This is a genomic window from Saccharomonospora halophila 8 (genome assembly GCF_000383775.1).
Taxonomy (GTDB): Bacteria; Actinomycetota; Actinomycetes; order Mycobacteriales; family Pseudonocardiaceae; genus Saccharomonospora; species Saccharomonospora halophila.
The window spans coordinates 97,560-104,388 of the sequence record NZ_KB912566.1; the positions used below are offsets into that span (position 1 = coordinate 97,560).

Here is a 6,829-nt window from a genome sequence, read left to right on the forward strand (position 1 = left end):
TGCCCCGGCCGCGCGGCCTCCAGCACCAGCGGGCCGCCCGCGATCAGCGACTCCTTGTTCGCCAGCGCGAGCGTCGCGCCGGTGGCCAGCGCCCGCAGCGTGGGTCGCAGCCCGCGGGACCCGGGCATCCCGTTCAGCACCACGTCGGCGGGCACGGCGTCGATCAGCTCCTCGACGGCGTCACCGCCCGCGAAGATCCTCGGCAGCCGGAACCCGCCCTGCGCGTACCCGCGGCGCTGCGCCTCGGCGTAGAGGGCGAGCTGCAGGTCCTCCACCACGGTCGGCCGGGTCACCGCGACCGCCTCGACGTCGTGGGCCAGCACCTGGGCGGCCAGCGCCTGCGGGTCCGACCCGCCCGAGGCGATACCCACGACCCGGAACAGGTCGGGGTTGCGGCCGGTGACGTCGAGTGCCTGCGTGCCGATCGACCCGGTGGACCCGAGGATCAGCACCCTCCGTGGTGTGCTCATCGTGACCATTCTCGCCAACGTCCCGGAGGAGTCGACGGGCAGGCGTGTGGGATCATGGGACGGTACGCGACGTGCGATCGGCAGTGACCGGCGTCAGCGGTGTGGGCGCCCGCAGTGGAGGAGTGATCGTGGCAGGAAAGGCCGTCGAGAAGCGCACCGGTACCGAGGTGGACCCGCGGGACGAGCCGTCGGCCGAGTGGGGCTGGCACGGCGAGTTCCCCAAGGCGTCCCGCGTGGCGGGATGGTTCACCGCGGCCGTCATGTTCCTGATGCTGATCGGCAACCACGAGCGGAACACCGCGAACGTGGTGCTCATCGTCATCGGTGTGGGCATCATCGCGGGCCTGCTGTACGACATGAAGCGGCGCCGCACGGCCTGGCGGAGCTGACCACCCGTTCCCGCGGGCGGACGTGCGCCCGGGGTCGGCGGCGTGTCGCCGATCCCGTTTCACGGTGCGACCCGCCAGAGTGCCTCCAACGGCAGCGCGCGGATCCGGTTTCCGAACGGCAGGGTCTGTCGCCCCGTGTACAGGACATAGCCCGCGACGAAGCGCTCGCCCAACCGGTCGGCGAGATGCCGCAGTCCACGGACGTCCTCGGCACGGATGGTGGAACCGGCCTTGACCTCCACCGCGACGACCCGTCCGTCCGGGGTCTCCACGACCACGTCGACCTCGACCTTGTCCTTCGTCCGGTAGTGGTACAGCGTGCCGCGTTCGGCGGACCAGGTGAGTTGCCGGGACAGCTCGCTCACGACGAAGTTCTCCACCATCGGTCCGGCGGCCCCTCCCGGATCAGCGAGCCGGTTCGCGTCCTGGCCGAGCAGATGGCAGGCGATGCCGGTGTCGACGAATGCGAGCTTCGGTGTTCCCACGGCGCGGTGTGTCCCGCCCCCCGGTGCCCACGCGGGAATGGATTTGATGAGGAAGACCGAGGACAGCAGGTCCAGGTAGCGTGTGAGCGTGGTCCTGGGGATTCCGCTCTCCCCGGCCAGCGCTCCCGGTACCAGTAGTCCACCCGCGCGTCCGGCGAGCAGTCGCAGGAGGGTGTGCAGTTCGCGGCGACGTTCGATGTCGGCCAGTTCCAGCACGTCCCGCTCGATCAACGTGGACAGGTACGAGTCGAAGAACGCGGCACGTCGGCGTCGGGTCCGCCGGACCGACTCGGGGAAACCGCCGACCGTGATGCGTTCCAGATAGTCCCGACGCCCGAGCTCCGAGGTGTACTCGAGCTCGGCACCGTGCCCGAAGGCGGCGTCGAGGAACGCGTCCGCGCCGTCGCTGATCTCTCCCTGGGAGAACGGCCACAGTTCGAGGATCTCCATCCGCCCCGGGAGGGCGTCCGGAAGTGCCCGTAACGCGAGGATGCGCGACGAGCCGGTGAGCAGGAATCGACCGGGAGTCGGGTCGAGATCCACTGTCAGCTTGATCGGTCGGAGCAACTCCGGGGCGAGCTGGATCTCATTGATGACCATGAGTCCTGGATGCTCGACGAAGCCGGTCGGATCGAGCCTCGCCGCCTCCAACGTCGCCGGATCGTCGAGAGGACGCAGGACCGGGTCCCCGGCCTGGGAGGCGGCCAGCCGGGTGAGAGTGCTCTTGCCCGCCTGCCTGGCGCCGTTCACGAGAACGACCCGGGTGTCCGTCAGCGCTTCGGCGACCAGCGATTCGGCTCGCCGCGGGAGCAGGCCCTGTGGATGTGGCACTACCGCCAGTATGCCCGAGCTCCCCGGTCCCGTGGTCACCTGGCCGCCGGTCCCGTGGTCACCTGGCCGCCGGTCCCGTGGTCACCTGGCCGCCGGTCCCGTGGTCACCTGGCCGCCGGTCCCGTGGTCACCTGGCCGCCGGTCCCGTGGTCACCTGGCCGCTCGACATCCGTCGACGCGGCCGCCCGCCGTCGGGTGCGGATCCCTGCCGACGCGGTCCTCAGCTCTCGGCGGCGAGCTGACCGCACGCCGCGGCGATCTCCTGACCACGCGTGTCGCGCACGGTGCAGGGCACGCCGCCGTCGTTGACGCGGCGGACGAACTCCCGCTCCACCGACTTCGGGGAGGCGCCCCACTCGCTGCCCGGGGTCGGGTTCAGCGGGATGACATTGACGTGGGCCAGGTGGCCCAGGTGGGTGCGCAACCGCTCCGCCAGCAGGTCCGCGCGCCAGGGATGGTCGTTGCGGTCCCGGATCAGCGCGTACTCGATCGAGACCCGCCGGCCCGTGGTGTCGGCGTAGTGCCGGGCCGCGTCGAGCACCTCGGCGACCGGCCAGCGGTTGTTCACCGGAACCAGCTCGTCACGCAGTTCGTCGTCCGGTGCGTGCAGCGACACCGCCAGCCGCACCTGCATCCGCTCGGCGGCCAGCTTCCGGATCGCCGGGGCGAGCCCGACGGTCGACACCGTCACCGACCGTTGGGAGATCCCCAGCCCGGCCGGTGCCGGGTCGGTGATCCGCCGCACCGCGTCGAGCACCCTGCGGTAGTTGGCCAGCGGCTCCCCCATCCCCATGAAGACGATGTTCGACAGCCGTCCCGGGGCGGGCGTGCCGTCGGGGCCGGGCATCTCGCCGTCCCGCATCACGGCGGCGGCGGCGCGGACCTGGTCGACGATCTCCGCCGTGGACAGGTTGCGGTCGAGTCCGCCCTGCCCCGTCGCGCAGAACGGACAGGCCATCCCGCAGCCCGCCTGGCTGGAGATGCACAACGTCGCCCGATCCGGATAGCGCATCAGCACGCTCTCCAGCATGGTGCCGTCGTGTGCGCGCCACAGCGTCTTCCGGGTGCTCCCGCCGTCGCAGTCCACCGCGCGGACCCGCGTCAACAGCGAGGGCATCAGCTCGTCCACGAGCCGCTGCCGCGACGCCGCCGGGATGTCGGTCATGGCCTCCGGGTCGACCGTCAGCCGGGAGAAGTAGTGGTGGGACAGTTGCTTCGCGCGGAAGGGCTTCTCCCCGAGCGCGGCGACCGCCTCGGCACGTCCGGCCGTGTCGAGATCGGCCAGGTGCCTGCTCGGCAGACCTTTGCGGGGGGCGTCGAAGACGAGGGGCAGTGCAGTCATGGCTCCGCCATTGTCCCACGTCAGCCTCACCGTGGTCGCGTGGTCCCCTGCCACGCTCCCGACCGCCCGGCCCGCCGGGACGGCCCGGGCGGGACTCCTTCGGTCGTGATCTCACGGAAACGCGCGCGACGGCCCCCCGTGCGGGTCTAGACTCCGGACGGCCCCCGGGCCTCCCACCGTGTCATCCGCCCTCGTCCGGGAGGTGGTCCGTGTGTCCCACGGAAGTCCGTCGACAACGTCCGTCCCCCCGCCGGGAACACCGTGCTGGGTCGAGCTGGCCGCGGCGGACGAGCCCGCGGCACGCCGGTTCTACGGGGAACTGTTCGGCTGGGACTTCCACGTCAAACGCGATCCCGTCGCGACCAACCGCCGCTACACCCTCGCGTTGCGGGACGGGATCGAGGTCGCCGGGCTGTACCAGGCGGCTCACGGGCAGCCGACCGGCTGGTCGGTACACCTGTCCGTGGTAAACGCGGCGAGCAGCGTGGGCTGGGTCGAGCACCTCGGCGGAACGGTACGGCTGGGGCCGGTGGACATCCCGGACCGGGGCACGGTCCTGCACGCCACCGACCCGGCCGGGACACCGGTGGTCCTCTGGCAGCCGCCGGAGGGCTGGGCGCTGGGCTCCGGGATCCCCGGCACGCTCAGCGGCGTCGACCTCAACACCCCGGACGCGGAGAGCACGGACGGGTTCTACTGCCGCCTGTTCGCGTTCACCAGCGAACAGATCGGACGGGACGGGATCGACTACGCGGAGTGGCGACTCGGACCGCGCCCCGTTCTGTACCGCTGTGTCCTCGACCGGGACCTGCGTTCGCGGGTGCCCCCGCACTGGATGACCTACTTCGCGATCGAGCCGGCACGCGGCGCGGACGCGACCGCGGGACACGCGATGATGCTGGGGGGTGACGTGCTCACCGAGCCCTACGACACCCAGTCCGGCCGCACGGCCGTCCTGGCCGATCCGGACGGGGCGCGGTTCTCCGTGACCGACCACTCCCGGCCGGTCGATCTCGGTGTCGGTCGTTCGGAGGTCGACGACCCGCACGACGACTGACCGGCCCGTCCTTCCGGCGGCAGGCACCGTCACACGGGGACGAACGCGCTCAGCAACAACCAGGACACCACCGCCGACGGCAACAGCGAGTCGAGCCGGTCCATCAGGCCACCGTGCCCCGGAAGGGTGGTTCCCATGTCCTTGATGCCCAGATCCCGCTTGATCAGCGACTCCATCAGGTCGCCCAACGTCGCGGACAGCACGACCGCGGCACCGAACAGCACACCCTGCCAGGCCAGCCCGTCCAGCAGCAGGGTCACCGACAGCGCGCCACCCGCCACACCGATGGTCAGCGACCCGCTGAATCCCTCCCAGGTCTTCTTCGGGCTGATGGAGGGGGCCATCGGGTGCCGGCCGCGCAGCACACCGGCGATGTAACCACCGGTGTCGGAGGCCACGACCACGATGAGGAAGGAGAGCACCCGGCCGACCCCGTCGTCGGGGGGGACGAGCATGGCGGCGAACGCGGCGAACAACGGCAGGTACGCCGCCGCGAACACCGAGGCGGCCACGTCGCGCAGATAGCCGGACGCTCCTCCGCGCAGCCGCCACAGCAGGCAGACGAGCACCGTCAGCACGAACGCCGTCACCGCACCGGCGCGGCCGTAGGGCCAGGCGAGCCAGATCATGGCCTGGCCGCCCACAAGCACCGGCACGAGCGCGATCCGGATGCCCACCGAGCGGCGCAGCGCTCCCGCGAGTTCGATACTGCCCACGACGATGGCGGCGGCGATGATGCCGATGAACAGGTACCGGACCGTGAACAGCGACCCCAGGATCGCCGCGCCCAGCGCCACCCCGACCGCGATGGCGGCGGGCAGGTCACGCCCCGCCCGGGAGGATCCACGCGCGCTCCCGCCCTCCCGGTTCTCCCGGGAGGGATCGTCCGGTGGCTCTTCCCGCGGGCCTTCTTTCCCCGACCCGCCGGGCTCCGCGGAGTCCCCGTCCGAGGCCTGGTCGTCGCTCACCGTCGGCATCAGACTTCGAGGAGCTCGGATTCCTTGTGCTTGACGAGCTCCTCGACCTGATGCACGTACTTGTCCGTCAGGTTCTGCAGCTCCTTCTCCGCACGGGCGACGTCGTCCTCACCGGCTTCGCCCTCCTTGGCGATCCGGTCCAGCTCCTCCTTGGCCTTGCGGCGCACGCTGCGGATGGAGATCTTGCCCTCTTCGCCCTTGCTCTTGGCGACCTTGACCATCTCCTTCCGCCGCTCCTCGGTGAGCTGCGGAATCACCACCCGGATGACGGTGCCGTCGTTGCTCGGGTTCACGCCCAGGTCGGAGTCCCGGATCGCCCGCTCGACCGCACCCAGCTGGGAAGTGTCGTAAGGCTTGATCACGGCCATCCGGGCTTCCGGCACGTTCACGCTCGCGAGCTGGTTGAGCGGGGTCGGCACTCCGTAGTACTCGACGTGGATGCGGGCGAACATGCTCGGGGAGGCCCTGCCGGTGCGCACCGACGTCAGATCCTCCTTGGCGACGGACACCGCTTTCTCCATCTTTTCCTCGGCATCGAGGAGGGTCTCGTCGATCACGACTGCTCCAGGTGTGTGGGGGTACTGACCAGTGTCCCGATCCTCTCACCACTGACCGCCCGGGCGATGTTGCCCTCGGTGAGAAGGTTGAACACGATGATCGGCATGTTGTTGTCCATGCACAGGCTGAAGGCCGTCGCGTCGGCGACCTTGAGCCCCTGTTCGATCACCTCGCGATGGCGGATCTGGTCGAACAGCATCGCGTCGGGGTCGTTCTTCGGGTCGGCGTTAAACACCCCGTCGACCGCCTTGGCCATCAGCACCACGTCGCAACTGATCTCGAGGGCGCGTTGCGCGGCCGCGGTGTCGGTCGAGAAGTAGGGCATCCCGGTGCCCGCGCCGAAGATCACGACGCGCCCCTTCTCCAGGTGCCGTTCGGCCCGGCGGGGGACGTAGGGCTCGGCGACCTGCCCCATCGTGATCGCGGACTGGACCCGGGTGGGAATGCCCTCCTTCTCCATGAAGTCCTGCAGGGCCAACGAGTTCATGACCGTGCCCAGCATCGCCATGTAGTCGGCCCGGTCGCGGTCCATGCCGCGCTGGGACAACTCGGCCCCGCGGAAGAAGTTTCCCCCACCGATCACGACGGCCACCTGGACCCCGGTGCGCACGACATCGGCGATCTGCGCGGCCACCGAGTGCACCACGTCCGGGTCGACACCCAGGGAGCCGCCCCCGAACATCTCGCCGCCCAGCTTGAGCAACACCCGCCGGTAACCGT

At 70.5% G+C, this 6,829-nt stretch carries 7 protein-coding genes and 1 pseudogene; 2 read left to right on the forward strand and 6 right to left on the reverse strand.

Annotation, left to right across the window (positions count from 1 at the left end; genetic code table 11):
* Positions 1-470: pseudogene (locus SACHA_RS22510) on the reverse strand (1-deoxy-D-xylulose-5-phosphate reductoisomerase); the annotation flags it as partial.
* Positions 471-598: 128 nt separating this feature from the next.
* Between SACHA_RS22510 and SACHA_RS0115635 the strand changes: the two are divergent.
* Positions 599-859: a DUF2631 domain-containing protein gene (locus tag SACHA_RS0115635; protein WP_028663238.1), complete on the forward strand. Its 261-nt coding sequence runs from the start codon at positions 599-601 to the stop codon at positions 857-859.
* A 59-nt stretch (positions 860-918) separates the two neighbouring features.
* Here SACHA_RS0115635 and SACHA_RS0115640 read toward each other — a convergent pair whose 3' ends face one another.
* On the reverse strand, positions 919-2,175 hold the full coding sequence (locus SACHA_RS0115640; protein ID WP_019811226.1) for an ATP-binding protein: 1,257 nt from the start codon (positions 2,173-2,175) through the stop codon (positions 919-921).
* A gap of 220 nt (positions 2,176-2,395) precedes the next feature.
* Positions 2,396-3,517 (reverse strand): 23S rRNA (adenine(2503)-C(2))-methyltransferase RlmN, encoded by a 1,122-nt coding sequence (gene rlmN, locus SACHA_RS0115645; protein ID WP_019811228.1) that lies wholly within the window; start codon positions 3,515-3,517, stop codon positions 2,396-2,398.
* Between the two features lie 211 nt (positions 3,518-3,728).
* Between rlmN and SACHA_RS0115650 the strand changes: the two genes are divergently transcribed.
* Positions 3,729-4,574 (forward strand): VOC family protein, encoded by an 846-nt coding sequence (locus tag SACHA_RS0115650; protein ID WP_019811230.1) that lies wholly within the window; start codon positions 3,729-3,731, stop codon positions 4,572-4,574.
* 29 nt (positions 4,575-4,603) lie between these two features.
* Here the strand turns inward: SACHA_RS0115650 and SACHA_RS0115655 are convergent, their stop codons facing one another.
* From SACHA_RS0115655 to pyrH, 3 genes are all read right to left on the reverse strand, one after another.
* The gene (locus tag SACHA_RS0115655) at positions 4,604-5,551 is read right to left on the reverse strand and encodes a phosphatidate cytidylyltransferase (protein ID WP_019811232.1); all 948 of its coding nucleotides are present in this window, start codon (positions 5,549-5,551) and stop codon (positions 4,604-4,606) included.
* Positions 5,551-6,108, reverse strand: a complete 558-nt coding sequence (frr, locus tag SACHA_RS0115660) for a ribosome recycling factor (protein WP_019811234.1) — start codon at positions 6,106-6,108, stop codon at positions 5,551-5,553. Before frr ends, SACHA_RS0115655 begins: the two co-directional genes overlap by 1 nt.
* Positions 6,105-6,829 (reverse strand): UMP kinase (pyrH, locus tag SACHA_RS0115665; RefSeq protein ID WP_019811236.1); only part of this gene is annotated, 725 nt, incomplete at its 5' end. The genes frr and pyrH, both read right to left, overlap by 4 nt.